Origin of the sequence: Rhizobium sp. Pop5 (assembly GCF_024721175.1) — a bacterium.
In the GTDB taxonomy this organism is placed as follows: Bacteria; Pseudomonadota; Alphaproteobacteria; order Rhizobiales; family Rhizobiaceae; genus Rhizobium.
On record NZ_CP099402.1, the window covers coordinates 851,391 to 877,190 of the forward strand.

The window sequence follows — 25,800 nt, forward strand, 5'->3', positions numbered from 1 at the left end:
TGGGAAAGGGTTTCTTTCATCCTTTTGATCACCGAATGGCTTCGCGCAGTCTTTCGATAGCGACGGTTCTTGGAATTGCGTCAAGGCGTGCTAATTGCGCCCAAACGCCCGCATTTTGGGTGGTCAAGCGCTCAGCGTGCTCGGGAAACAGCCGTGCGCGCCATCTCGTAATACAAAGTCGCATCACCAACCGCATGTCCGCTGCCTTATAGATGAGGGGGATTTCGCCATCGGACAGGGAACATTCGCTGCGATATCCGCTGATGAGATCGCACATCGCCCCTATCGGATCAGATTCATCCCCGATCTGATAGGCAGCCGCGACACCCACGTCGAAAAGCGTCGGAGCATGCACCATGTCGCCAAAATCGATGATGCCAGTGATCGTATCCGGCGTTGTCGTATCGACAAGGATATTTTCCATGTTGAAGTCGTTGTGGATTACTTGGGCATCCAACGTGTTCATGACAGGCACGATCGCCTCCTCGAACTCGTTGATCGCATTTTCGAGGCGTGTTCGCTGATGGACATCACAAAATGTCGGCAGAACTTCACGCATCCCCGCCGCATGTTTCAAATCCCAGGTGATGCGATGTAATGCGGCCTCATGTGAAAAGCTCTTCAAGGCCTTTTGCAAACGTCCAAGCATCGCGCCAACCCGCCGGCGCTGCAAAGGAGACTGTGGCGCGGTACGTTGCGCAACGCCCGGCGCGAACGTGACCATGCGGACGCCCCGTTCGGTGCCGTCATCGGCCACAAAGCGAAAGTCCGCAGCACCGTTACGCGTGAGAATGACACGCTGGGTGGGAATTCCCGGATCGACCTCCTCCACATGCAAGAGCGCCAAACTGTGCATTGAGGTAACGAGAGGATTCTCTGCCGGATTGAGGATTTTTAAAAGATATGCGGTGCCATCCTCAAGTGTCAGGCGAAAATTACTGTCCTTCTCGCCCCATAGCCATGTTGCGTGACCAGCAAGGCCATAATGGTGGCACGCAATTTGCTCAGCCTGGTCACAGGACAGGTGGACAGTTGCAGTTTCCAGTTCGGCACCGAGCACACCACTCTTGGGTTTTTTTTGAAACGCCGACATTCTACCGTTCCACCTTTCAGGTAGGTCATTTGAAGTTTTTCGAACCTTCTGCGGTCGAAAATCGAACAATATCGCTTCGGTCACGAGCTTTGTACTTTCCATCGTCTCGGCCCCGCCTTTCGAACCCGGAACCGTTCATGTCGATCGAAATGCAATTCTGGCAGCGCCAGCCCGTGTTGCTCGATAGACAGCAACCCATTTTCAATTTCGCGCGAGGCGCTTGTCTTCGCAGATTTCGTATAGGCAGAAGCGGCAAGTCCGTATGGCAGTCGATTTGTCTCCAAAATAGCCCCCGTCGGAATCCGCAGAGGCACGGACCAGCAAAGCCATTACTTGTAGCCAATATTGTATACATAATCGTATTCTGCTCGATCAGGCAAGAGGGAAAAAGTTATAGTGCAGCCGACAGCACCCGCTGGCCGGGGGCGCGCTTGCTGCCGCGAGGTGCATCGTAGGATAATCGGAAATGGGTGTTGGGATTTCACGACTACATCTTCAGCGTGTGGGGTGTTTTCTGCCCAAGCCATCGGGGTGGGGCTGCAATTTTCCGTTTGTCGGAACCAAGAACCGGCGCCGTTGTCGTAATCGCGATCCGGTCGTAGACGCCGGCGCCGCCGGGGCCGATGCGCAGCTCCGTATCCCGGGCGCGATGGTCGGGGCGACTGTCAGGCCGGTTATGGCCAGGCCAATCAACACTGGAGAGGCTCATGCATTGATTCCGCCGATAGCCATATTGCTATGGCCATACCAACATCACCATTGGGTTTTGTTCGGCGAGTTCAAGGAGCCGGCGGGGATGAGCATGAGCCAGCCGGAGCGGAGCCGATCAGCGCGCTGGCATGCTCCAGCCAGGCGACAGCGAAGCTGCAGACAGGGTCCGCATCGACCAGCACCGATGGCGCATCTCCAACCAAACCCTGTGCGCCCTGACCGCCGGCGACAAAGGCGCTGACGATCCGGGCGAAGTAATCGCTTTCGATGCACGGCACGACGGGGTGGCCGGTGTCGAATTCCTCGAGCATGCGCCCGCACGACCTGAGTGTTTACGAAAAGCGCGGCGATGGTCATTACAGGGGCATGATCGGTTACCGCATGCCCGTCCTCAGGACCTCGGCGGGACGGGCCTACCTCGCGTTCATCTCCGATGAGGAGCGCAGGCTTGTCGTCGAGCATATCCGAAGGCTCGCTGTGCCTGAGGATCTTTCATTTCTGGAAGCCATCGATATGAGCGATTTTCTGGCCGATATCCGGGCGAAGGGCTATGCTACCCGCGAGGCAGGCGAATTCCGACCCAGTACGTCCTCAATTGCCGTACCGGTGATGCCAGGCGGCGTAATGACAGCATGCATCTCGATCATCTGGATCCGGTCCGCTCTCTCGATCAAGGAGGCGACGGCCCGATATGTGGAACCCCTAATGGAGATTGCCGAAAGGCTCGCCGCAGCTGTAGAGACAGAACAGAGGGTTCCTTTTAGTACCGGTTGAGATGCGGCGCGCCGCCAGCTGCGGCATAGATCGCGGCGAGCGTTTCGAAGCCTGCCTGGTCCTCCGCGTCGAAGCGGCCGGGTGTCGGGCTATCCAGGTCGAGCACGCCGTGGATCTTTCCACCCTTGATGAGCGACGTCACCAATTCCGAGCGGGAGGCTGCATCGCAGGCGATGTGGCCCGGGAAGACGTGAACGTCCGGCACCAGCATGGAGCGCGCCTCAGCCACAGCCGTGCCGCACACACCGTTGCCGACCGGAATGCGCACGCAGGCGACCCTGCCCTGGAACGGGCCGAGAACCAGTTCATCTTCCGATTTCAGGAAGTAGAAGCCGGCCCAGTTGAGATCGGGAACCAGTTCGAAGACCAGCGCCGACAGGTTTGCTGCATTGGCCACCGCGTCCCGCTCGCCGTCCAACAGACCCCAGGAATGGCGGAGCTTTGGGGTAGCTCTCGAACGCGTCGATGACCGGCGTGAGGATCATATCGTCCACCTCGACAAGGATGCCAGCTTCTCCGCCAAGGGGAACTCTGCTGGCGCATGTGATATCAACATCGGGTCAGGAGAATGTGTGACGGAGCTGCGGAGGTGTTCTCGTACCATTGCACGGAGCTCGGCGAATGTCCGAAACCCAATGTGCTGTGCAAGCCGGTGGACGGTCGTTGGTGAAACGCTGCATCTGCGTGCAATCGCGGCAGCACTTTCGAAGGCGATGATTTCCGGTCGTTCCAACATCAGCCTGGCGACCTGCTCGAGACTGTTGGGAAAGACGAGCTGCCGCTTGGCAATAAAACACTTCAGTTCCTGCAGCGTCGCGGGAGGACGGTGGCCTTTGTCTTGTAGCATGGCGCCTCACCTTTTAAAGAACCGTCTTCCCGTAATCTCGGTGCCACCCGAGCACTATCAGGACGCGACATGTCATCCTCCGTAGCAACGGGAAGACACGGCTGCATCGCATCGAACCTTGCTACTCGACCTGCACGGGCCTGCCCGTCTGCCAGCTCACGGTCGCCGCCTCCGCCAGTTTCTGGGCCTGAAGTCCATCCAGTCCACCTGGTCTCAGGGATCTGTTGCCGCTGTCGATCGCGTCGATGAAAGCATCGATCTCGTTGGCGTAGGCCTGCGCATAGCGCTCAAGGAAGAAATATTGGACGGGGTCGCCGCTGATGCCGCTGGCGTTGGAAAGCTCGACACTGGTTGCCTGGATATTCCGTGCCGCAAGCATGCCGGCAGAACCGTGGACTTCGATACGTTGATCGTAGCCATAGGTTGCTCGGCGCGAATTGGTGATGACAGCGATTCGACCCGACGCGGTCTGCATCTGTACTGCGGCAGTATCCACATCACCTTCGGCCCCGATCGCCTTGTCGACAAGAGACGATCCAAGCGCGTTTACCACGACGAATTCCTCGCCCATGAGGAAACGGGCCATATCGAAGTCGTGAATCATCATGTCGCGGAACAGGCCGCCGGAGGATTTGACGTATTCGGCTGGCGGCGGAGTGGGATCACGGCTGGTGATGGTGACGATTTCGATGTCCCCGACATCGCCGCGACGCAGCCGTGCCTCCACACTGGCGAAATTGGGATCGAACCGGCGATTGAAACCGATCATAAGGATGGAATTGTTCTTCTCGACAACGTCAAGACAGCCATTTATGCGTTCGACCGACAAGGATACCGGCTTTTCGCAGAGGGTCGCCTTGCCGGCCCTCGAAGCCGCCTCGATGAGATCGGCATGACTGGGCGTCGGCGTTGCTATCAGGATCGCATCCACCGCAGGCGACTTGATGATATCCTCTGCGTCAGCGACCTCGGCGCCTGTCTGGGCAGCAAGCGCCTCTGCCGTGGCCCTGAAAGCGTCGGCCACATAAACGAGCTTTGCCTTCGGGTTCGCTGCGATGGTGGCAGCATGTACCTTGCCTATCCGACCGGCGCCGATCACTCCAAGCCTGATCATCGATATTTCTCCGTATTTGTAAGGGTTAACTGTCGGATCGTTCAAACCGTGAAGGCATCGTGGAAGCGGTCGAGCGCTGCCTCATCGTCGCCGGAAGCCCAAGCTTCCATGCCGATGGCGCCGCGATAGCCCATGTCCTTGAGCGCGCGTGCGATCATCTTATAATTGACTTCGCCGGTACCTGGCTCGCAGCGGCCGGGCACATCGGCCACCTGGATTTCGCCGATCCAAGGCAGGCACTTGCGACACAGCTCGATCAGGTTTCCCTCCCCAATCTGGGCATGGTAGAGATCGAGATTGAGGCGGACCCGCGGATGATTGACGCTTGAGACGAGCGCCAGCGTGTCTTCGGCGCGCCCGAATGGCACGCCCGGATGATCGACCGGCAGATTGAGGTTTTCGAGGGTGAAGGTGACGCCTTCTTCTTCGGCCATGTCGGCGACACGGCAGAGGGTGTCGCGCGCCTTTAGCCACATGGCGCCGGTCACAACGTCGACCGGCTGGACCGGCAGACCTCCATCTCCCAGACCGGTGCCGTGCAGATTGAGCCTTTGCACGCCGAGCCGCTTACCGATCTGCGCCGTTTCGCGTGCTGTCTTGAGAAGTTCGGCAGCACCTTCGTCGTCCGTCAGACGGCCGGAGAGATATCCGTTCATGATCGTGAAGGTCGCGCCCGTTGCTTCCAGCTTGTTCAGATCGTGATCCGGCCAATTCCATAGCCCTACGCCAAAACCCAATTCCTTAAGGCGGGAGGCTCGCCACTCGATCGCCTTGTCGCGCCAGAGCATTTCCGCACAGGCGGCGAGCGAAAATGTTGGCAAATCTTCTCGTGATCGATCGTTCATGATCGTGTTCCATCGTTATTGCGTGAATTGAAAGGCGTAGCTGTTCTGGTCGAGCACACGCCCGTGGTGTGACCGCAGGCTAGATCGTACCGCCGAGTTCTTCGGACAACTGCTGCAACTCCTTGCCACCGGCCATCAGGTTCTGGAGTTCGTCCATCGCGATGTTCGCCTTTGCGTAGGTGCCAAGCGTTTGACCGCGGTTGAGGATGGTGAAACGGTCGGCCACCGCATAGGCGTGGCGGACATTGTGGGTAATAAAGATTACGCCCAATCCTTTCTGCCGGACCTGATGGATGTATTTCAACACCATGGAGGTCTGCGCCACACCGAGTGCCGAGGTCGGTTCGTCCAGGATCAGGATCTTGGCACCGAAATAGACTGCTCGTGCGATGGCTACGCACTGGCGTTCACCGCCGGAAAGCGTGCCGACGGCCTGGTTGGGATCACGGATATCGATGCCGATCTTGCGCATTTCCTCGCGCGTGACATCATTGCAGTGATCGAAGTCGATGTGGCGGAATGGGAAGACACCTCTGCGAGGTTCCCGCCCCATGAAGAAATTGCGGGTGATCGACATCAGGGGGATCATCGCCAGATCCTGGTAGACGGTCGCGATCCCCGCATCGAGTGCATCCCGGGGGCTCCTGAAATCGACCGGCTTTCCCTCCACCCGGAACTCGCCGCCACTCGGGCGGACAACACCGGATAGCGTCTTGATCAGCGTGGATTTGCCCGCGCCATTGTCTCCGAGAAGGCAAAGCACCTCCCCGGCTGAGACTTGCATGGAAACGCCGTTCAATGCGATCACCGAACCGTAGTGCTTGACGATATCGGTCACTTCGATGACCGGAGTTCGAATGTTGAGATCAACCATGATCAGCGCTCCCCGGTAACCTTGCGGCGAATGAAATTGTTGAAGAGCACTGCCAACAGCAGCATTGAGCCCAGGAAGACCTGAAACCAGTCGGAGTCGAACTTGGTATAGGTCAGGCCGATCGAAACCGAGCCGAAGATAATCGCACCGAAGAAGGCCCCGATCGCCGAGCCGTAGCCGCCGGTGAGCAGACACCCGCCGATAACGGCCGCGATGATGGCTTCGAATTCCTTCTGGAACCCGCGCCGGGCATCGGTGGAACCAGCATCGAGTACGGTGATGATCGCGACGAGAGCTGCCGCACATGCCGTCAGCGCAAAGAGGCCGGTTTTGACCCTGTGGACCGGGACGCCCGAGTTCCTCGCCGCATTGGGATCGCCGCCGGCGGCAAAGATCCAGTTGCCGGTGCGCGTACGCAGTAAGATCCAGGTCGCAAGCAGGGCAAGGGCTACGAACCACAAGACGGAAACCGGAACGCCCGTTACCTTCGGCACGCCATTGGGGAACTTGTCGATCAGATCATGATCCGCAAGCCATAGGAAGGCGCCGTTCAGGGCTTCGCCGGAGAAAATTCCAAGCAGCGGGCTGTCTTTGACGTGGTCGCTGATGCCGCGGAGCTGTGTCGAGCCACCGGTCGCCCATTTCAGGCCGACAAGCGTCAGCCCGCGGAGAATAAAGAGGAACGCCAGCGTCACGATAAAAGATGGCAGACGTGTATGGATCACGATCTGTCCGTTGATCGCGCCCATGAAGGCCGCGAAAAGCATCGTCATCACGATGGCGACCGACAATGGCTGCCCGAAGTTCGTCAGGATGACACCAAAGACCAGTCCAGCGAACGCGACCATGGAACCGATCGAGAGGTCGAACTCGCCGCCGATCATCAGGAGTGCGGCCGCGATAGCGAGGATCCCCAATTGGGAAGCCGGCGCCATGATCGTCATCACGCCCGATAGCGAAAACATCGTGGGGTCTGCGGTGAGAAAGAAAAATACGATAACGAGCACCAGGCCGGCCACCGCACCTAGCTCGGGCCGGCGCATCAGTTGCGTCAGAAAGCCCACCTGCTTGATGCGCTCATCGGCTTTCGGCGCGACCGCCGCTTTCTGCTCAAGCGAAGCCATGATTTCTCCCTGTGAATGTGATTTAGCGCTTCAGCTGCGCTGCCTCGCAGCGCGTTCCATCGAACCAAAGCCCCTCCCCGGTAACGGGGAGGAACTTCGGGGAGGATGCCTTTCGGCAATCTCGATCAGCGGATCCCCTTGGCGGAAAGATCGACCACCTGAGCGGCCTTTTCCTTGGTGATCAGGTTCGGACCGGAGGGAACGTTGCCACCGGGGATGAGCCCGTATTTGGCGTAATTGGCCAGAAACACGACAGGCAAATAGCCCTGAAGGAATTGCTGCTGATCGATCGCGAAAGCGGCCTTGCCGTCTGCCACAGCCTTCAGAAAATCAGCCGAAAGGTCGAAGGTTGCCACCTTGATCTTGCCGGTCATGCCGACATCTTCGACGGCTGCCAAAGCCGGCTCACCGGCTGTGCTGGCGCCGAGCGCCATAACGGCATCGACGGCTGTGTTGGAACTCAGCGCTGCCTTGACCTTCGCCCGAACATCGGCCGGATCGTTGCTGACAGGAAGCACCGTGACCTTGCCGCCGAAACCATCGGCGAAGCCCTTGCAACGCAGGTCTAGCGAAACATTGCCGACTTCCTGGTTCACGCACAGGCCTTCCTTGCCACCGAGTTCCTGGAGCTTTGCGCCGGCGGCTTTGCCGGCGGTATATTCGTCCTGACCGACATGCAGAAGCGCGCCCAACTCTTTCGAAACATCGGAGCCGGAATTGATTGAGATGACCGGGATCCCGGCAGCGACGGCTTTCTTAATGGAGGGACCGAGCGCCGAGGCGTCCGGAATGGAGACGATCAGCCCATCGGGTTTCTGATTGACGGCAGCATCGATAAGCTGCGCCATCGACACCATGTCGAAAGTTTCCGGAGCACGATATTCGACATTGGCACCCATGTCCTTCGCCGCTGCGGTCACGCCGTTCTTGACGACGGACCAGAATGGATCGTTGGCTTGACCGTGAGTGACGGCGACGATGCGAATGTCGGCGGCATTGGCAAGTGCCGAAGACCCGATAATCGCCGCCGCAAAGGCTGCGCCTGCGAAAAGTGATTTCAGACCAAATTTCATTTTACCCTCCCAAAACGATCCACCGGGTGGATCTTCCCAATGCTACCGGTTGCAACTCCCTTTGCACCCGGTAGCAAGCTCGGCAAAATTACTTTATCCTCAACAAAAATCAAGCATCCATTCCATTTTTATTTTTTTGTGGAATATTCATTCCAATCAGGGAGGCGGCAGATGCGCAAGCGGGCGACAGCAAAAGAGGTGGCGGAAGCCGCCGGCGTATCGAAATGGACGGTGATCCGCGCCTTCACTCCAGGTGCGTCGATTACGGATGCCAGCCGACAGAAAGTGCTTCAGGCGGCAGAGGCTCTGAATTACTCACCCAACCTGCTTGCCCGCAGTCTTGCGACGAACATCACGCACCAGGTCGCCGTCTTCGTCGACGACTTCGCCAACCCACATAAGCTCCCCGTTCTGGAGATGCTGACCGAGCGTTTGCAGGCGGAGGGTCTCCTGACCGTCCTGATCAATATCAACCGCCATTTCGATCACGTTCACGCCTTGATCAATGCCGACCAACGGCAATTCGACGCCGTCATTCTGTTCGGAACCGCCTTTCGTGAGGAAACGCTGGGGGATCGGCGGCTCGGTCAAGGTCTTCCCCCAATGTTTGTCCTTGCCAGAGACAGTCAAATTCCCGGCGTGCCGGCAATCGCGTGTGATACCGAAGTCGCTTTGAACGAAATCGTCGAATATCTGTTCGACAAAGGGTACCGCCGCCCGGGGTTCATGACGGGAGCGAGAACCCTTTCGACCGCTCTGGGCAGACGCCGTCACTTTGCGAATTGCTGGCGCCAGAAGGGTATTGAAGGCGTCATGGAACTGACCGCGGAAAGATATAGCGCTCAGGCCGGCGCAGAGGCAGCCCGGGCCTATTTGAGCGATAGCCCGCCGGGTTCGCGCATCGACGTCTTGATGTGTGAGAACGACATTTTGGCGCTCGGAGCAATGGATGTCGCCAGAAGCGAATTTGGACTACGAGTTCCACACGATCTCGCGGTCGTCGGTTTCGACAACATTGAACTGGGCGGTGGCCCCGCATACGGATTGACCAGCTACGAACAGCCGACCGAAAAGATGATCGATGCCATTGTCGGCATGATCACAGGGGAGCGTGCATCCGAAACAATCGCCTTCCCGGGCAGCATGATCCGAAGATTATCAGCTTGAACTGCGAAAGCGCTAATCGTTGGCATGGCCGGCGCAGTAATCTGCCGACCGAGTGCGACGCCTTGAAAGGACTCGAAGCGGCGACACCCTATTCAAATCTGAGATTCGTCCACCCGCAACAGGCTCGCAATCGATCCCGGGAAAAGGGCAGGCAGCGCGCCACGCTCACCGTTCAAACCGCTGTAGCATTTTTCTTAACTGCGCGTTTTGCAGCTTCAGCTTTCTGGCCAGCAGCCCCCTAAGCACTCTGATCTCGTCATCGAGGCTCATCTCGTTTGCAATGTGGAGAACCTGGCGATCGTTCGCTATCGCCACCGCTTCCTTGCCGCGGCTCCTTTGCTTGCGCGGTGCGACTTCGACAGTTCGCTTGATCCTTGGGGTATTATGTAGCGCGGTGATCTCGATACCAGTATCACCGGATAGAGCTGGATCAGCGGCCTCCGCGATTTTGGCGTCTTCGCGGTCGGCCTTATCGCGGCCACCGTTTTCGGTTTCGGAATGCACAGGTGCTGCGGAAATTGCAGCGGCTTTATCCTGACGAGGCAACTCCTCGCTTGCCGGTCGGCCAGCGGTATTCGGGCTCTCCTCGGCAGGCGGTTCAGTCTTACTCGCAATAGCTGAGGAGTCCGGCGTAACCTCGTTGGTCGAGCCCTCTTCTCTCTTTCGGTCGCGCCCCGGTGAGATCAGTCGGGCAAGAAATTTCCAGGGAGACGCCATCTATCCAACCTCGCGTTTTATCCCGCAAGCAGGCAGTGAGCCTTAATTCCGGCAACGGCATTCGCCGCCAAAATGAATGTCTCGATAGCAACGAAAAGCGGCCGGCGGTGACCGCTGCTTATATCAATCGAGCTTGAGCCGTTTGCGCAGATCGGCATTTTCAGCGCGAAGTTTCTCAGCCAGAAGCTTGCGAAGTCGCTGATTTTCCTCTTCCAGCTGCAATAGATCCGCCATCTCATCGATCGCCGTCATCGGCGCGGTTGGGGCTGTCTGCACGGCCTTTGGAGCACGGCGCACAGGTGCACGTTTGGCGCTCGCCGCAGCTTCGATCACCTTTGTCTTGCGCCTTCTCCTCTTGCCACCACTGGCGCCGGCCAGAGCAGCTGCCGGCTCTGCCGCAGCGTCAGCTGACGGTGTCTGAAGTGCCACCGCTTTCTTGGCGCGGGGTTTGCGTTGTTTCTTCGGCGCAGTAGGCGTTTCAATAACGGTCGGCCCATCGGCCTTGGTTGTCGTATCAGTCTCGTCGGCCATGCTCATCTCCTGTGTATCTGATGCAGTTGTCGACGGCCCGAGAGGCGGTGTCAACAACGGCTCGGCCTGATCTGGTGCCGGTAAAGACATATCGTTGCCGCGCTTGCCACCCTGAGAGCTACCCGACAGAAACGGCGTTGCCTCTTCCTCCAGGGCGCGAGCGACCGACTTTAGATCCATATTGCCCCAGATCGAGTTTGACCTGGGATCGAGTTTTCGCCTGCCGGTTTTGTACTCGACGGCAAAACTGCGTTGCACTTTTTTCAATATATGAGGCCTTGGAGAATCCACGGGATGGTTTGATGATGTGCTGCTACATCCGGAATAACGATTGCCGGACCACCAGTCTATATCCACCGACGATCCTCCGCACAATTCCGGTAGCAGGATTTGTAGTCAACCGAGTGCAGATAAGGCCGTGACGCTTAGGGCTGCGGTGTATTGGTCTTGAAAGGATCAGAACCATCGACCCTATAATTCTTCATAAGCTAACACGCTGAAATTGTTCAGCGGCGGAAGTCGGCGTGTCTTCAGCGGAACGGCTAATATGGGGCCGTGAGCGGAACGGCAGCTCCCGGTGCCCTTCACTCAGGAGCAGACGTTCAAATCGAAACGTGAGGTTTTCAAGTCCGGATTATGGCACGCAAGCACAGGCTCAATCGCCATCTGCCGATGTAAGGATTTCAGCTCTTGCATTGATCGAGTCACGTTTCCTCCAAATAGCTGCTTTCAGTCCTCCAGAATGCTGGCGATCCTCACCAAATCTGCAACTGACGATGCGTGCATTTTTCGCATCATGTGACCGCGGTGAAGCTTCACGGTGGCCTCAGCGAGCTGAACCTCAGCCGCAATTTGCTTGTTCAGCTTCCCGGCGACAACCAAAGTCATAATCTGCCGCTCACGCTCGGTAAGTTTGGAATACCTTAGGCGAAATGCAGCCGTTTGATTTGCCTCTTCGCGTCGAGCGCTATCACTTGCCAAAGCGCGGTTTACGGCTTCGAGCAGGTCCTGCTCGCGTACTGGCTTGGTAAGGACATCGATAGCTCCCGCTTTCATGGCGCGGACAGCCATCGCCACATCGACATGAGCGCTGATCAGCACCACTGACCTTGGGTGCCGGCTTTTTGCTAACGCCTCTTGAAACTCGAGGCCGCTTTGGCCCGGCAAGCGGATATCCAGAACAATGCAGCCCGCACGCTCAGGATCATCCGCTGCAAGGAACTCTGCCACCGAGCCATGCGTTCCCGCGACGAGTCCGACAGACTCGAACAATCCTCTCAAAGCGTCGCGGACGCTTTCGTCGTCATCAATAACAATAACTGTGGGTCGCCCCCTCTTGCGATCATCTATCATAGACGACAGCGCCCTCCGCCATTGGCAAGGTGAACGTGAACAGGCCCCCGCCCCCGTTCTCCACCGCTGAAGCCCAAATGCGGCCACCATGCGCTTCGACGATTGAACGGCATATCGACAAGCCCATTCCGATACCGTCGCCCTTCGTGCTGTAGAATGCTTCGAAAACCCTGTCCAACTCGTCGGGTGAAACACCGGGCCCCGTGTCCGAAACACTCACGCTCAAAATTTTCTGCTCGTCCCCTGCGCACCTGATGCCGATACGCCTTTCCCTTGGAGAAGCAGCCATTGCTTCGGCGCTGTTCATGACCAGATTCAAAACGACCTGTTGCAACTGGGTTCGATCTCCAAAAACCTCAAGAGACCTTTCCGGGAGATCGAGATCGATCTCGATCTCCCGGTGGCGGAGTTCCTCTCTCAAAAGGTCAAGAACATCACGCAAGGCGCTCTTCAAGTCGGTTTGCTCCATCCGGGCCGGTGACTTCTGAGCCATGGCTCTGATACTCGTGATAATGTCGCCGGCCCGATGACCATCCTTGACAATCCTCTCAGCAGCCAGCCGAGCCTGATCGATATCAGTATGTCCCGGTTGGAGCCAGCGCAGGCATGTGCCCGCGTTCGTGACGATTGCCATCAGCGGCTGATTAACCTCATGGGCAATCGAAACGGCGAGCTCACCAGCGGCTGTCATTCGCGTCACATGCGCCAGATCACTCTGGCTTTGTCGCAAGGACTCCTCAGCTCGCTTGCGATCCTCGATATCGACGACGACGCCGTACCATCGCACGACATTTCCATCTGAATCCAGGAGGGGGCATTGTCGAAGGTTAAACCAGCGATATTCGCCATCGGCGCGTCTGATGCGGGCGTCTACCGGACGACTTATTTTTGAGGCAACGATATCGTCCCAAGCCATGCGCATCGGCTCGACATCATCAGGATGAAACATGCGATAGAAACCGAAGCCGACGATCTCTTCGAAAGGTAGACCGACATAATCGATCAAGTTTCGATTAAAATATTCAAGCCGACCATCCGAGGTGCAAGACCAAGCCATCGCAGGTATCGTGTTGATGATAAGGCTGAGCTTGTGTTCGCTTTCCCTGAGCGCGGCTTCGCTTTCTCGAAGAGCATTCTCTGCGGATTGCAAATCCTCGATGTCGATATTGCAGCCGAACCATCGCACAACGCCGTTGGCATCAACCAGCTTGCGGCCTGAGAAATAGAACCAGCGGTAGTTGCCGTCTGCTCCGCGAATACGCCCCTTCAGAACCGTTTGGTCGGAATGCTCAAGGTCTCTCTTCCAGATGTCGACCATGCCCGGAATATCGTCAGGATGATAAAGGTCCAGAAAACCCCACTCGAGGATCTGGTCGGCAGGACGGCCTGCATAATCCAACCAGCTTTGATTGACGAAATCGGCGCTGCCATCCGGTCGTGCCGACCATACGAGGACAGGCAGGGAATTGATGATGAGGCTGAGGTTCTCTTCGCTGGCTGCAAGTGCAGTCTTTGTCTCTTTCAATGCGTTTTCGGCCTGTTTGCGGTCCTCGATGTCGAGGACCACGCCATACCATCTCACGACATTTCCTTCAGCATCGAGCCGTGGCTTTTGCCGAAGCGTGCACCAACGATATTGGCCGTCTGCGCGCCTGAGCCTCCCCTCAACCTCCCTCGCATTCTTCGAGGCCATGATCTTATGCCATTCCGAAGCGAGATGTGACGTGTCGTCGGGATGGAATATCCCATAAAACCTCTCTCCGGAGATTTCCTCAAGCGGCGCTCCGATGAAGTCGAGAAAGTGCTGATTGGCGAAATCGAGCATGCCACCCGCTGTTGCCGACCACACCATTGCGGGGATCAGGTCGATAATGGGATCGGTTTCCGGCTCTATATCCACAACACTCTCCGTGCAGAGCTTGAGACGGGACCCAAAAGGCCCGACTTTACTATCGTCCGCGGGAAATAATTAGGGGATTTCCGTACGTTACGTAAGGACAAATCGATATACCAAGGTCTATGCCTGCAATGCCTTCGTCTAGTTGCGCGTGACCTAGATCGCAATTGAGAGCGATTACAAACCCGCTTACTCCTAAACATCGAAGCCCTTGATGAACCGCGACGTCGGCTGGTCCACCGTTGCGTTCAAACAACATTTACGTGCATCGAAATTCCATGTTGCCGCACCCCCCTGACCGGAGGCGACGGCCTGACATTGCCTATCGCGAGGGCTGAAGTGCGGTCTTAACGGCCAGACTCAGCCCCCTATTCGAAGCCACTTTGTTTCATCTCGATTATTGGGAGACCATCATGCGCAGTTTGATCATATGCCTGATGCTGGCGACCGCCAGCATAACCGCCGCAACAGTGGTATCAGCGGTTCCCGCACAAGCCACAACGGAAGACCGCAAAGCTCCGGTTCCCATTCACTACCGGACCGCAAAGATCGACGGCCTCGATATCTTCTACCGGGAAGCCGGCCCAGCCGACGCTCCGGTCGTGTTGCTGCTCCATGGTTTTCCGACGTCCTCCCATATGTTCCGGAATCTGATCCCGCTTCTGGCAGACCGGTACCACGTCATCGCGCCGGACTATCCGGGTTACGGGCAAAGCGCCTCTCCCGATCGCAGCACGTATGCCTATACGTTTGCCGGAGCCGCCGACATCGTGGATAAACTGATGGCTCATTTGGACGCCAAAAGCTACGCGATGTACGTCATGGATTACGGCGCGCCCGTCGGCTATCGTCTGGCGCTGAAACATCCGGAACGGGTCAGCGGTCTGATCATCCAGAACGGCAACGCCTACGAGGAAGGGCTCAAGGAATTCTGGGACCCGATCAAGACCTACTGGTCCGACGGATCAGACAAGAGCCGCGAGGCGCTTTCCGGCCTCGTTACCCTTGAAACGACCAAATTCCAGTATACCGACGGCATGGAAGACGTGTCACGCATCAGCCCCGACAACTGGGTTCACGATCAGGCTCTCCTCGACCGTCCGGGCAACAAGGACATACAGCTCGATATGTTGTATGACTACCGCACCAACGTGCCGCTCTACCCTGACTTTCAAAGCTTCTTTCGCGAGCGCAAACCACCCACGCTGATCGTCTGGGGCAAGAACGATTATATCTTTCCCGAGGCCGGCGCTCATCCTTATCTCAAAGATCTTCCGGATGCCGAGGTCCATATCCTGAACTCGGGTCACTTCCTGCTCGAAGAAAAGCTGGACGTCGCCGCTCCTCTTATCAACGATTTTCTTGATCGCAACATCGCAAAGAAATGACCATCATGCATGGTCGCTGGCGGTGCGACCGAGGGTCCGCCAAACCATGGTCGCACCGCCGCATAGCGAGACAAATATTCCGGATTTTGGAGATCGCCGATGCCGTACCATTTTTTGGAAGTTGCAATCACGCCGAATGTACGGCTGGCACAGGCCGAGATGGGGGCGGATCAGATCTGGCTGGGTGATCACCATCGCGAGTCCGATAGTTTCACCGAAAGCGAACTTGCCTTCATCTCGGCACGAGACAGCTTCTACATTGCATCCGTCTCGGAAACCGGCTGGCCTTATGTGCAGCACCGTGGCGGGCCGCAGGGCTTTTTGAAAGCCGTCGACCGGAAAACCCTGGCCTTCGCCGATTACAGGGGGAACCGCCAGTACATCAGCACCGGAAACTTTGCGGCAAACGACCGGGCCTGTCTCTTTTTGGTGGATTACCCACGGCGAGCGCGTCTCAAGATTTACATGCATGTCGAGAAGCTGACACTCGATTCCGACCCGGCTCTGACAGAGCTTGTTTTCGACGCCGGCTACCGGGCAAAGGCGGAGCGAATTTTCCGGCTTCGGCTGCAAGCGTTCGATTGGAACTGCCCTCAGCATATCATACCTCGGTACACCGAGCTGGAAGTTGAGACAGCGGTAACGCCGTTACGTGAGCGCCTCGCGCAACTGGAAGCGAAGAATGCAGAACTGCGTGCTCGGCTGAAGGAACTTGGAGAGCAATGATGGACACGACAAGACCGCCTCTGCCACCTTTTTCGATCGCCTCCGCAACGGAAAAGGTGCGGCTCGCCGAGGATGGCTGGAATAGCCGGAACCCCGAAAGGGTAGCGCTTGCTTATACCCCTGACAGCCAATGGCGCAACCGTTCCGAATTCATAACCGGCCGCGCAGCGATCGTCGGCTTTCTCACCCGGAAATGGCAACGCGAGCTCGAATACAGGCTGATCAAGGAGCTTTGGGCCTTTACCGACAACTGTATCGCGGTTCGCTTTGCCTATGAATGGCACGACGACAGCGGAAACTGGTTTCGGTCTTATGGCAACGAGAACTGGGAATTTGAGGCCGATGGCCTCATGCGAAAGCGTTTCGCCTCCATCAACGACGCACCAATCCAGAGCCAGGATCGCCGGTTTCATTGGCCGCTCGGCCGGCGGCCGGACGACCACGCCGGTCTCAGCGATTTCGGCTTTTAAAGCGAGGACAAGATGAGAAGCGCAACCTATCACTGTGTCGATATCGACGGTCACGAAATATTCTATCGCGAGGCGGGCGATCCGACGAAACCGACGCTGTTGCTACTGCACGGGTTTCCGTCTTCAAGCCACATGTTTCGAGATCTCATTCCGCAGCTCGCCGATCGATTTCACCTTATCGCGCCCGACATACCAGGTTTCGGCCAATCGGAAGCGCCCGCACGCGCGAACTTCTCCTACACTTTCGACAATCTCGCCCGCGTCATCCAGAGGTTTACCGAGGTCATGGGCATCGAACGGTTTGCCCTCTACGCTTTCGATATAGGAGCGCCCATCGGCTTCCGCGTTGCAATGATGTATCCGGAACGCATAACGGCCATCATTTCCCAGAATGGCAATGCCTACGAAGAAGGATTGAGCGACGTCTGGAACCCGATCAGGCGATACTGGTCCGAGCCGACGGACGCCAACCGAGACGCCCTGCGCGAGATCATGAAACCCGCCGCCATCCGCTGGCAGTACGAGCATGGCGTTTCGGATTTGTCGGACGTGTCACCCGATGGCTATTGGCTTGATGCTTTCTACATGGCGCGCCCGGATGCCGAAGAAATCCAGCTCGACGTTGCGCTCGATTACGCGAGCAACGTGGCGATGTATCCGAGGTTCCAGGCGTATTTTCGCCAGTACAAGCCAAGATTCCTGGCAATCTGGGGCGACAAGGACCCGTTCTTTCTGCCCGCCGGCGCAGAAGCCTTCAAACGGGATCTCCCAAATGCCGAGGTTCGTTTCCTTGATACGGGCCATTTTGCCTTGGAAACGCATTCGTCTGCCACCGCCACCGCGATTGTAAATTTCCTGCACTAACTCCGCCCGCAGCTCCAGCCTCCTTGTCCCGTGGCCGGTCTGGCCGCGGTGATGTCTGTTTGGCTTCAAGATAGTTCAAGGACACCGCCATGGAACGCCCGTCAGCATCGCGTCCCGCTGTGCCGGAAGAAGATGTCATCGAAGCGAAAGCATTTGTCGATCTGTTCATGATCGCATCCCAGACGCTCGTAGACCAGGCCCAGTTTTGCTGCATGCAATTGGGTGCAGGCTGCGCAATATCGCTGCCCAGTGCGCCCGCCATCGGTCTCAATCGTATCCTCGGCATTGCAGAACCCGATGACCTCGACGCCGCCTACGCGTGGATGAGCAAGAAGGCAGGCCGCCGCTACTTGCAAATAGACCCTGACGCCGTTCCTCCACGGACGCGCGATTGGATAAGGGAAAATAGTCTTTTCCCCGAGGGGAATGGCTGGGCAAAGCTACGACGAGCGGCTCCTACCGTTCCACTTCCCCACGTTGGAGATATCACCACCGACAGGTCAATGTCGCCGAAGCCGAGCTTTTCGGATCAATGATGTGCGCCGGATTTAGCTTTCCAGCGAACCTGACGCCACTTTGGTCGGCAATCGTCGGCAAGGAAGGCTGGACCTCTTTCTTTGCCGAGCTGGAAGGAAAAGCGATTGCGACCGGCGCGATGTATGCGTCAAATGGCTGGGCATGGCTTGGTGGTGGCGCAACGGTTCCCGAGTTTCGCAATCGCGGAGCGCAGAAGGCGCTCATCGCCGCGCGCCTGAACGAGGGTGCCATTCGGGGAGTTAAGTCATTTGTCGTCGAAACTGCGCAACCGACGGCAAACGACCCGAATATCTCTCACGCCAATCTCATCGCGACTGGTTTCGAACAGATTTACACAAGGATGAACTACCGGTTTTCGGATGCGTCATAAGGGACGTCAGAGACCGAGGTCTGCGTCTCGAGTTGTTGCTTTCTTTCCAGTTGCCGCGCTTGCCGGATGAGGGCTTCGAACTCGGAGAGAACATTGTCCTCTTCCGGATCCGCCTGCATATCCTCGACAACGTCACGCTCTACTGGTTGACCGATACCGCGATGTCGTCAGCGCGCCTCTATTGGGACAATGTGCACTTTCCGTCGGGTGGCTTCTTCGATCCCCGTGGCATCAAGACACCGGTCGCGGTCAGTGCTTTCCCCGACGAGATTTACCAAGCGCCGAAGAGCTGGGTCGAGAAGGCCTACCCTAAGCTGATCTTCTATAACCGGCCCCCAAGGGTGGTCACTTCGCAGCCTGGGAACAGCCGGCACTTTTCAAGGCCGATCTGCGCGCAGCTTTCAAGCCGCTTCGCAAGTCGATCTGACTCCCTGGCCGCGATACGTCCGCCGGCACGCCGAGCGCGCAAATCCGTTCGCTCGGCTGGGCTTGTGGGCATCGCGCGCTGACCACCTTGAAGCGGCTGGAGCCGTCGACTCGCTCTGTCTACGGCGCATCATTAGGCCATTTACGGTTGTGGTTTGAGGTAACAAGTGTAGAATCGAGCCTGATCTGAATTTTTCATAATGTTTTCCACCCGCCCGCGATCATTGCTCTTCATGATGAAATCATCCCTCAACCACATGCCACTTCGCAAGCAGCGCGAGATTGGCCGCGTTCTGGAAATTCTCCACGAGGAATTCGAGGACGCGTTGAAGGATGGTACGGCAGAATTCAAGAAGCGCGGCAGGATCCTCAAGATCATTCTGTTCGGCTCCTACGCCAAGGGTGGCTGGGTGGATGAACCTTTTACGATGAAGGGATATCGCTCTGATTTCGATCTCTTGATCATCGTCAACAACCGCAAGCTCTGCGAGTTCGCCGAGTACTGGTACAAGGCCGCTGACCGGCTTATCCACGACAAGTCGATCGAAACGCCCGTGAGTTTCATCGTCCACTCCAGGCGCGAGGTGAACACCTACCTCAAGGAAGGGCAATACTTCTTCTCCGATATCCGGAGGGAAGGCATCGTACTCTACGAACTGGATGACGAGCCGCTTGCGGAGCCTCAACCGCTCTCGCCAGGGGATCGATTGAGGATTGCGAAAGGCCATTTTGAAAGTCGCGCGAGGCTACTTAAACAGTTTTCAGAAGGCGCCGCTTTTCATATCAGCAGAGGCAATTTTGATGTGGCAGCATTCGATTTGCATCAGACTCTGGAACAGGCCTACGCCTGTGTTCTCCTCACCCTCACTAACTACGGCCCGCCTTCCCACAACATCAAATTCCTCCGCTCGCTTGCCGAGGAACAGGATCGGCGTCTTGCTGAGGCATTTCCCAGGGATCAGCATCGTGAGCGCGCCTGGTTCAACACGCTGAACGAGGCCTATGTCAAGGCACGGTACTCAAAGCATTACGAAATCAGCGAGGAGGCTCTCAACTGGCTTTCAATGCAAACTTCTTCATTGCTTGAGCTGGTCGAGACGGTGTGCTCCGAACATCTGGCGATGCTTGAGGGGAAAATTGATCACCTTGAACGGATCGAACCGTAACCACCTTGTAAGTAGCGATGTCCCTGCCAACACTTATCTTCTTTGCTCGCTGCCCGGCCAGTTCCGTTCGATCCATTATGCGATCTTTTTGGCCCGGAACGTGAACACCATAGCAACAAGCGGGCTGACCTTGAAAGCTCACGCTGTGCCAGCGACATAGGAGCTGCCCAATCGGCCGAAACGGCTGTGGACTGACAGCTAGACCGATATCTCCAGGTCACGAAGTCGATCGTCGAGGAGACCTGTAATGCGCGGGCGACCTAATTCTTTTGGGTCGCTTTTCGCGCACCGTACACGCGTTATAACAATCTTGGCCGGAAATCCGGAGAGGGGTTAGGAGGTCGGCGCTGTTCACGCCCCTTAGCTGATCATCGGAGCTGCCGCAGGAGGCTTTTCGCACGCGCTTAGTCCACTTGGGATTGCGCATCCATGCCGTGAGGGGTCAAGAGCAATGAACTGGAACACATCGTCGACCTTCACGCCAGTCGGGCTTGCCCTGCGCGGCCGACCAGCCCACAAGGTGGTGTGCACGCTCGGCGACGCAGCGCATATCCTGATTAAGAACTGGCCTTCGGATGACGGCGAGGAATACGTCAGCGCAGTGAAGGCCTGCGTCGATGCGATCAGCGGCCAGATTGCTCCGGAGCAATTTCGCCAAATTTTTTTGCGTGCGGCCAATGAGGCAGGTATCGCCGCGCTAACCGTCGTTCACCGACGAGAACTCCTTTGGAAATGCTGAGCCATCATGCTCAAGTCTGCCTTCGAACATTGGCGGGTTGTTCTTACGCCCATTTGCCACTGGCTTGAGACCCAGTGGTCCCGGTCAGCCGCGGCGCCAAAAGCTCGCGCGCTCGCCGGGGTCGGCTTGCGGCTCGTGCTGAGAATAACTAAGATTGCTGTGCTGGCTTTCTCGCCTTGAAACACCCCGAGCCGCCGACACATCGGGTTAGATTGTCGATCTGGTTCGGGAGAAGGTCTACCCCTCGTTTGATTGGACGTCCCACCGCGCGCGCCACGTTCAGTCCCCTCGCTTAGAGCGCCTTTTCCAGTTCCGGCAGAGCTTCGAACAGATCGGCGACCAGACCGTAGTCGGCAACCTGGAAGATCGGCGCCTCCTCGTCCTTGTTGATGGCGACGATCACCTTCGAATCCTTCATGCCGGCCAGATGCTGGATGGCGCCGGAGATGCCAGCGGCGATATAGAGATCGGGCGCAACCACCTTGCCGGTCTGGCCGACCTGCCAGTCGTTCGGCGCATAACCGGCATCGACAGCCGCACGGCTGGCGCCGACGGCAGCACCGAGCTTGTCGGCAAGCGGCAGGATGACTTCCTTGAACTTCTCCGCCGAGCCCAGCGCCCGGCCGCCGGAGAGAATGATCTTGGCAGAGGTCAGTTCCGGACGGTCGGAAGCCGACAGCGCATCCTTGATGAAAGTCGACAGGCCAGGATCGGAAGCCGCCGGGATCACCTCGACGGAGGCAGAGCCGCCTTCAGATGCCGAGGCAAACGAGGCGGTGCGCACGGTGATGACCTTCCTGGCATCACTTGCCTGCACCGTCTGAATGGCATTGCCGGCATAGATCGGCCGCTTGAAGGTGTCGGGGCTGACAACTTCGATGATCTCGGAGACCTGGGCGACATCGAGCAGGGCAGCCACACGCGGCAGCACGTTCTTGCCGACCGAAGTGGCGGCCGAGATGATCGTGTCGTAGCCGGCAGAAAGCGAGACGATCAGGTCGGCCAGCGGCTCGGCGAGATTGTTGGCGAGTTCGTCGCTTTCGGCCAGCAGTACCTTCGAAACGCCGGCGAGTTTGGCCGCCGCATCGGCCGCAGCCTTGGCGCCCTTGCCGGCGACGAGAATATGAATATCGGAGCCGATCTGGCTTGCGGCCGTCAGCGCCTTGGCGGTCTGGTCGGAAAGGCTGACATTGTCGTGGTCGGCCAGAAGAAGAATGGTCATGATGGTGTTCTCTCTTTCCTGCCTTAAAGCACGCCGGCTTCGTTCTTCAATTTATCGACCAGCTCGGCGACCGACTTGACCTTGACGCCGGCCTTGCGGCCGGACGGCTCCTCGGTCTTCAGCACCTTCAGCCGCGGTGTGGTGGAGACGCCGAAGTCAGCAGGGCTCTTCTTGTCGAGCGGCTTCTTCTTCGCCTTCATGATGTTCGGCAGCGAGGCATAACGCGGTTCGTTCAAACGCAGATCCGAGGTGATCACCGCCGGCAGCTTGATCTCGATCGTCTGCAGGCCGCCATCGACCTCGCGGGTGACGGTCGCTTTTCCATCACCGATCTCGATCTTCGAGGCGAAGGTCGCCTGCGCCGAACCGAGCAGGGCCGCCAGCATCTGGCCGGTCTGGTTGGAATCGTCGTCGATCGCCTGCTTGCCGACGATGATCAGACCCGGCTGTTCGGCATCGGCCACGCCTTTAAGGATCTTGGCCACAGTGAGCGGCTCGACGGCATCCTCGGTCTCGACCAGGATCGCCCGGTCGGCACCCATGGCGAGCGCGGTGCGCAGCGTCTCCTCGGCCTTGGCCGGGCCGATCGACACCACCACCACTTCCCCGGCCTTGCCGGCCTCCTTCAGCCGCAGCGCCTCTTCCACCGAGATCTCGTCGAACGGGTTCATCGACATCTTCACATTGGCAAGCTCGACACCGGAACCATCCGGCTTCACCCGGATCTTCACGTTGTAGTCGACGACGCGCTTGACGGGCACGAGAATCTTCATGGCCTATCTCCATCTTTGCCAATGTGTTAGCTGTGCCGACAAAGCTGCCTACTGCGCCGCGGCGGGCTTATGGCGCAGGCATCTCACGTCGATATTCAACACGCATTCGCCGAGCTAGGTCTTCGATGACCAATCAAACGGAACCGTGCCATTGTGCTCACCCAACTTGGGCGATCTCCTGTGGGAGGTAAGCGCAGTTCCAGAGAAGATGATTGGTGTCCGGATGCCTGCAATTCCGTCATTTATGATCGACATTCCTCGATGCGCGACTTGCGGATCCGCGAAAACGTCTTCCACAGTGTTGATCGGTCCGGCCGGAACCCCCACGCGCGCTAGGTCGGCTAGCAAATCCGTCCGTTTGAACAGTTTCGTCTGTGCTTCCATGACCGATGTCAGCGCCTCTCGATGGCGAACTCTTCCCGCATTCGACTTGAAACGGACGTCATCTGCCACACCGGATAGCCGCAGGATATCGCATAGCCGTGCAAACTGAGCGTCGTTCCCGCACGCGATAATAATGTTGCCGTCAAATACCGGAAATACTTGGTACGGCGCGATGTTGGGATGCGCATTGCCAAGCCTCGTCGGCGTCTTTCCGGAGGCCAGGAAATTCATCGCCTGATTAGCCAGCACGCCCACCGCGCTGTCCAAAAGGGCCATATCTATATGCTGTCCCTCACCGGTCGTACTTCTGAGGATCAGCGCGGCTTGGATCGCAATGACTGAGTAGAGTCCCGTGAAGATATCGGCGAACGCGACGCCGATTTTCTGCGGCTCCCGATCAGGCTCACCGGTCAAATCCATGATGCCCGCCATGCCCTGGACGATGAAATCATATCCTGCACGACCGGCATATGGGCCGGTTTGGCCAAAGCCGGTAATTGAGCAATAAATCAGTCTTGGATTGATCGCCTTCAGGCTCTCGTAATCGAGACCGAACTTCTTCAGCCCGCCGACCTTGAAGTTCTCGATGACGACGTCCGCGTTCGCGATCAGGGCGCGGAGCTTTTCGACGTCTTCCGCTGAGTTGAAATCCGCCGTTATGCTCAGTTTTCCCCGATTGCAGCTATGGAAGTAGGCTGCAGCGACATCATCGCCATCCCTGATGAAGGGGGGTCCCCAGCGGCGCGTATCGTCGCCCTCCGGGCTTTCCACCTTGATGATGGTTGCTCCCAGGTCGGCAAGTGTCTGTCCAGCCCATGGACCGGCCAGGATGCGCGCCAGTTCCACGACTCGAACGCCTTCAAGCGGAAATTGCATCGGTAACTCCTTCATCATTCCCATGCCCGCGGACCAACATCCTGTCCTACATATTCGGATAAACCGGTCCCTCGCCGCCCTGCGGCGGCACCCAGTTGATGTTCTGATTGGGGTCCTTGATGTCGCAGGTCTTGCAGTGCACGCAGTTCTGGGCGTTGATGACGAAGGTGTCCTGCCCGTCCTTCTCCACCCATTCGTAGACCCCGGCCGGACAGTAGCGCGTCGACGGGCCGGCATAGATATCGTGCTCCGAACGTTTCTGCAGACCCATGTCCTTGACCTGAAGATGCACCGGCTGGTCCTCCTCGTGATTGGTGTTCGACAGGAACACCGAGGACAGCCGGTCGAAGGTGAGCACGCCATCCGGCTTCGGATAGGCGATCGGCTTATGGTTTGCGGCCGGCTCCAGCGACTGCGCATCGGTCTTGCCGTGACCAAGCGTGCCGAAGAACGAGAAGCCGAGCAGCGTATTGGTCCACATGTCGAGACCACCGAGCGCCACGCCGAGCGCCGTGCCGAACTTTGACCACAGCGGCTTGACGTTGCGCACCCGCTTCAGGTCCTTGCCGATATCGCCCTTGCGCCATTCGTTTTCGATCTCGGCCACCTCGTCATGGCTGCGGCCGGCTGCGATTGCGGCAGCGACCTTCTCGGCCGCCAGCATGCCCGACAGCACCGCATTGTGGCTGCCCTTGATGCGCGGCACGTTGACGAGACCGGCCGAACAGCCGATCAGCGCGCCGCCGGGGAAGGACAGCTTCGGCACCGACTGGTAACCGCCCTCGGTGATGGCACGCGCCCCATAGGAGAGCCGCTTGCCGCCCTCGAAGGTCCCGCGGATCGCTGGATGGGTCTTGAAGCGCTGGAATTCCTCGAAGGGATAGAGATAGGGGTTCTTGTAATTGAGATGGACGACGAAGCCGACGGCGACCAGATTGTCTTCGAGGTGATAGAGGAAGGAGCCGCCGCCCGTCTTCATGCCGAGCGGCCAGCCGAAGGAGTGCTGCACCAGGCCGAGACGGTGGTTCTCGGGCTTGACCTGCCAGAGTTCCTTGATGCCGATGCCGAACTTTTGTGGTTCGGCATCCTTTTGCAGATCGAACTTGGCGATCAGTTGCTTGGCGAGCGAGCCGCGCACGCCCTCGCCGATCAGCACATATTTGCCGAGCAATTCCATGCCGCGGGTATAGTTCGGGCCGGGTTCGCCATTCTTCTCGATCCCCATGTCGCCGGTGGCAACACCGATCACCGCACCTTCGTCATTGTAGAGCACCTCGGTGGCGGCAAAGCCCGGATAGATCTCGACACCGAGTTCTTCGGCCTTCGTTGCCAGCCAACGACAGACGAGCCCGAGCGAGACGATGTAGTTGCCGTGATTGTTCATCAGCGGCGGCATCAGCACATTCGGCAGCCGGATCGAGCCGGCCGGCCCGAGCAGCAGGAAGTGGTCTGATGTGACCTCGGTCTTGAAGGGATGGTCACTGTCTTCACGCCAATCGGGCAACAGCCGGTCGATGCCGATCGGGTCGACGACGGCGCCGGAGAGGATGTGGGCGCCGACTTCCGAGCCCTTTTCGAGCACGACGACCGAAAGCTCCGGATTGACCTGCTTCAGCCGGATCGCCGCCGAAAGACCGGCCGGGCCGGCGCCGACGATCACCACGTCGAATTCCATGCTTTCGCGGCTCTCGTCTGCGTGTTCTTCGGTCATGATAAATGCCTGACAAGTCTCGATGTTG

General features: G+C 57.9%; 25 protein-coding genes and 4 pseudogenes. 10 read left to right on the plus strand and 19 right to left on the minus strand.

Annotation, left to right across the window (positions count from 1 at the left end; genetic code table 11):
* Positions 1-28: 28 nt before the first annotated feature.
* The 4 genes and pseudogenes from NE852_RS32075 to NE852_RS32090 form a co-directional block, all read right to left on the minus strand.
* On the minus strand, positions 29-1,093 hold the full coding sequence (locus NE852_RS32075; RefSeq protein WP_008532910.1) for a phosphotransferase: 1,065 nt from the start codon (positions 1,091-1,093) through the stop codon (positions 29-31).
* Between the two features lie 72 nt (positions 1,094-1,165).
* Positions 1,166-1,383 (minus strand): annotated as a pseudogene (locus tag NE852_RS32080) (NAD-dependent succinate-semialdehyde dehydrogenase); the annotation flags it as partial.
* A 197-nt stretch (positions 1,384-1,580) separates the two neighbouring features.
* Positions 1,581-1,802, minus strand: a complete 222-nt coding sequence (locus NE852_RS32085) for a hypothetical protein (protein WP_128623622.1) — start codon at positions 1,800-1,802, stop codon at positions 1,581-1,583.
* Between the two features lie 70 nt (positions 1,803-1,872).
* Entirely contained in the window at positions 1,873-2,115 is a 243-nt protein-coding gene (locus NE852_RS32090) for an aminoglycoside N(3')-acetyltransferase (RefSeq protein WP_008532909.1), read from the minus strand.
* Here NE852_RS32090 and NE852_RS32095 point away from each other — a divergent pair.
* Entirely contained in the window at positions 2,114-2,578 is a 465-nt protein-coding gene (locus NE852_RS32095) for an IclR family transcriptional regulator C-terminal domain-containing protein (RefSeq protein WP_008532908.1), read from the plus strand. The genes NE852_RS32090 and NE852_RS32095 overlap by 2 nt on opposite strands.
* On the opposite strand, the pseudogene NE852_RS32100 reads toward NE852_RS32095, so the two are convergent.
* From NE852_RS32100 to NE852_RS32130, 7 genes and pseudogenes are all read right to left on the minus strand, one after another.
* A pseudogene (locus tag NE852_RS32100) lies at positions 2,565-3,002 on the minus strand (GAF domain-containing protein); the annotation flags it as partial. The gene NE852_RS32095 and the pseudogene NE852_RS32100 sit on opposite strands and share 14 nt — an antisense overlap.
* A 57-nt stretch (positions 3,003-3,059) precedes the next feature.
* On the minus strand, positions 3,060-3,425 hold the full coding sequence (locus tag NE852_RS32105; RefSeq protein WP_008532905.1) for a MurR/RpiR family transcriptional regulator: 366 nt from the start codon (positions 3,423-3,425) through the stop codon (positions 3,060-3,062).
* 121 nt (positions 3,426-3,546) lie between these two features.
* The gene (iolG, locus tag NE852_RS32110) at positions 3,547-4,539 is read right to left on the minus strand and encodes an inositol 2-dehydrogenase (protein ID WP_008532904.1); all 993 of its coding nucleotides are present in this window, start codon (positions 4,537-4,539) and stop codon (positions 3,547-3,549) included.
* A 41-nt stretch (positions 4,540-4,580) separates the two neighbouring features.
* A complete protein-coding gene (locus tag NE852_RS32115; RefSeq protein ID WP_008532903.1) occupies positions 4,581-5,384 on the minus strand; it encodes a TIM barrel protein in 804 nt (267 codons plus the stop codon).
* Between the two features lie 79 nt (positions 5,385-5,463).
* Positions 5,464-6,258, minus strand: a complete 795-nt coding sequence (locus NE852_RS32120; protein ID WP_008532902.1) for an ATP-binding cassette domain-containing protein — start codon at positions 6,256-6,258, stop codon at positions 5,464-5,466.
* Positions 6,259-6,260: 2 nt separating this feature from the next.
* Positions 6,261-7,382 carry an ABC transporter permease gene (locus NE852_RS32125; RefSeq protein ID WP_008532901.1) on the minus strand — a complete coding sequence of 374 codons (1,122 nt, stop codon included), beginning with the start codon at positions 7,380-7,382 and terminating at the stop codon, positions 6,261-6,263.
* 125 nt (positions 7,383-7,507) lie between these two features.
* On the minus strand, positions 7,508-8,455 hold the full coding sequence (locus NE852_RS32130) for a sugar ABC transporter substrate-binding protein (RefSeq protein WP_008532900.1): 948 nt from the start codon (positions 8,453-8,455) through the stop codon (positions 7,508-7,510).
* A gap of 171 nt (positions 8,456-8,626) precedes the next feature.
* Here NE852_RS32130 and NE852_RS32135 point away from each other — a divergent pair, with 171 nt between their 5' ends.
* Complete coding sequence (locus NE852_RS32135; RefSeq protein WP_037174238.1) at positions 8,627-9,622, plus strand: substrate-binding domain-containing protein; 996 nt, start codon at positions 8,627-8,629, stop codon at positions 9,620-9,622.
* A gap of 165 nt (positions 9,623-9,787) precedes the next feature.
* Here NE852_RS32135 and NE852_RS32140 read toward each other — a convergent pair whose 3' ends face one another.
* The 4 genes from NE852_RS32140 to NE852_RS32155 all read right to left on the minus strand — a co-directional run bounded on the left by NE852_RS32140 (position 9,788) and on the right by NE852_RS32155 (position 14,123).
* Positions 9,788-10,339, minus strand: a complete 552-nt coding sequence (locus tag NE852_RS32140) for a hypothetical protein (RefSeq protein WP_008532895.1) — start codon at positions 10,337-10,339, stop codon at positions 9,788-9,790.
* A gap of 123 nt (positions 10,340-10,462) precedes the next feature.
* Positions 10,463-11,137 carry a transcriptional regulator gene (locus NE852_RS32145; protein ID WP_008532894.1) on the minus strand — a complete coding sequence of 225 codons (675 nt, stop codon included), beginning with the start codon at positions 11,135-11,137 and terminating at the stop codon, positions 10,463-10,465.
* Positions 11,138-11,599: 462 nt separating this feature from the next.
* On the minus strand, positions 11,600-12,223 hold the full coding sequence (locus tag NE852_RS32150; protein WP_008532893.1) for a response regulator transcription factor: 624 nt from the start codon (positions 12,221-12,223) through the stop codon (positions 11,600-11,602).
* Positions 12,213-14,123 (minus strand): PAS domain S-box protein, encoded by a 1,911-nt coding sequence (locus tag NE852_RS32155; RefSeq protein ID WP_008532891.1) that lies wholly within the window; start codon positions 14,121-14,123, stop codon positions 12,213-12,215. The genes NE852_RS32150 and NE852_RS32155 overlap by 11 nt, the downstream gene beginning before the upstream one ends.
* A gap of 410 nt (positions 14,124-14,533) precedes the next feature.
* Here NE852_RS32155 and NE852_RS32160 point away from each other — a divergent pair, with 410 nt between their 5' ends.
* From NE852_RS32160 to NE852_RS32195, 8 genes and pseudogenes are all read left to right on the plus strand, one after another.
* Positions 14,534-15,508, plus strand: a complete 975-nt coding sequence (locus NE852_RS32160; protein ID WP_008532888.1) for an alpha/beta fold hydrolase — start codon at positions 14,534-14,536, stop codon at positions 15,506-15,508.
* Positions 15,509-15,607: 99 nt separating this feature from the next.
* Positions 15,608-16,234, plus strand: a complete 627-nt coding sequence (locus tag NE852_RS32165) for a pyridoxamine 5'-phosphate oxidase family protein (protein ID WP_008532886.1) — start codon at positions 15,608-15,610, stop codon at positions 16,232-16,234.
* Entirely contained in the window at positions 16,234-16,704 is a 471-nt protein-coding gene (locus tag NE852_RS32170) for a nuclear transport factor 2 family protein (RefSeq protein WP_008532885.1), read from the plus strand. Before NE852_RS32165 ends, NE852_RS32170 begins: the two co-directional genes overlap by 1 nt.
* A gap of 12 nt (positions 16,705-16,716) precedes the next feature.
* Positions 16,717-17,568, plus strand: coding sequence for an alpha/beta fold hydrolase (locus NE852_RS32175; RefSeq protein ID WP_008532884.1), 852 nt, complete (start codon positions 16,717-16,719; stop codon positions 17,566-17,568).
* A gap of 89 nt (positions 17,569-17,657) precedes the next feature.
* Positions 17,658-18,475, plus strand: a pseudogene (locus NE852_RS32180) (N-acetyltransferase).
* A gap of 119 nt (positions 18,476-18,594) precedes the next feature.
* A pseudogene (locus tag NE852_RS32185) lies at positions 18,595-18,902 on the plus strand (epoxide hydrolase); the annotation flags it as partial.
* Positions 18,903-19,101: 199 nt separating this feature from the next.
* Positions 19,102-20,067, plus strand: coding sequence for a nucleotidyltransferase and HEPN domain-containing protein (locus NE852_RS32190; protein WP_008532882.1), 966 nt, complete (start codon positions 19,102-19,104; stop codon positions 20,065-20,067).
* Between the two features lie 451 nt (positions 20,068-20,518).
* A complete protein-coding gene (locus tag NE852_RS32195) occupies positions 20,519-20,806 on the plus strand; it encodes a DUF982 domain-containing protein (protein ID WP_008532881.1) in 288 nt (95 codons plus the stop codon).
* Between the two features lie 292 nt (positions 20,807-21,098).
* Here NE852_RS32195 and NE852_RS32200 read toward each other — a convergent pair whose 3' ends face one another.
* The 4 genes from NE852_RS32200 to NE852_RS32215 form a co-directional block, all read right to left on the minus strand.
* Positions 21,099-22,028, minus strand: a complete 930-nt coding sequence (locus NE852_RS32200) for an electron transfer flavoprotein subunit alpha/FixB family protein (protein WP_008532880.1) — start codon at positions 22,026-22,028, stop codon at positions 21,099-21,101.
* A gap of 23 nt (positions 22,029-22,051) precedes the next feature.
* On the minus strand, positions 22,052-22,801 hold the full coding sequence (locus NE852_RS32205) for an electron transfer flavoprotein subunit beta/FixA family protein (RefSeq protein ID WP_008532878.1): 750 nt from the start codon (positions 22,799-22,801) through the stop codon (positions 22,052-22,054).
* 114 nt (positions 22,802-22,915) lie between these two features.
* Positions 22,916-24,061 (minus strand): CaiB/BaiF CoA-transferase family protein, encoded by a 1,146-nt coding sequence (locus NE852_RS32210; protein ID WP_037174242.1) that lies wholly within the window; start codon positions 24,059-24,061, stop codon positions 22,916-22,918.
* A gap of 46 nt (positions 24,062-24,107) precedes the next feature.
* Complete coding sequence (locus tag NE852_RS32215; protein ID WP_008532876.1) at positions 24,108-25,772, minus strand: electron transfer flavoprotein-ubiquinone oxidoreductase; 1,665 nt, start codon at positions 25,770-25,772, stop codon at positions 24,108-24,110.
* Between the last annotated feature and the right edge of the window lie 28 nt (positions 25,773-25,800).